Genomic DNA, 875 nt, shown 5'->3' with positions numbered 1-875 from the left:
CATAATCTACATTTTGCGAGAAAATCAACTTTATAAAGTGCAGTGTAGCAAGGCAGGAAATGACAAAAACTATCTCTAAATCAATCAAACACGACAAAAATTTGCCTTTGGGAAAGATATTTTTGGGTGATGTGTTTGACTTTTTAGATTCTTTGCCAAAATCTTGCGTGGATTTGGCTATCATCGACCCACCTTATAATTTGAAAGTCGCTAGCTGGGATACTTTCGCAAGTCAAAGTGCGTTTTTAGATTTTAGCTATGCGTGGATAGACGCGCTTTTGCCAAAGCTAAAGCCCACAGGCAGTTTTTATATTTTTAACACACCTTATAATTGCGCGCTATTTTTGCATTATTTGCGGGGCAAGGCACATTTTCAAAACTTCATCTGCTGGCATAAAAAAGACGGGCTAAGTGCGAGTAAGAGGCGATATAATAGCAATCAAGAGAGCATTTTATTTTATACGATGAGCGCGAAAAATTACTATTTTGATTGCGAGAGCATTCGTTTGCCTTATGATTCTACCAAGCGCATAGAGCACGCGAGCAAAAAGGGAATCTTAAAAAATGGCAAAAGGTGGTATCCAAACCCAAATGGCAAACTCTGCCCCGATGTGTGGGAAATCGTAAGCACACGACACAAAAACAAAATCAATGGCAAAGTAGTCCAGCAAAATCACCCAACCCCAAAGCCCCGCGAAATGATAGAGCGAATGATAAAGGCTTCAAGCAAAGAGGGCGATTTGGTGCTAGATTTATTTAGTGGCACGGGCATTACTAGCCTTGTAGCGGGGGAATTAGGGCGAGAGTTTAACGGGGAGTATTTGGATTGTGGATTGGAAGTAGCGTTAGACGATAAAAATTGCCAAACAGTCCAA

1 protein-coding gene is annotated in these 875 nt (G+C 40.7%); it reads left to right on the top strand.

The features are described 5' to 3' along the window. Positions 1 to 101 precede the first annotated feature (101 nt). Positions 102 to 875 (top strand): DNA-methyltransferase (locus tag ACWIUJ_RS09085; protein WP_454170419.1); only part of this gene is annotated, 774 nt, incomplete at its 3' end.

Source organism: Helicobacter sp. 23-1046 (assembly GCF_053654635.1).
The sequence above is the reverse complement of the archived record's forward strand: the minus strand, read 5'-3'. Positions and strand labels throughout refer to the sequence as shown.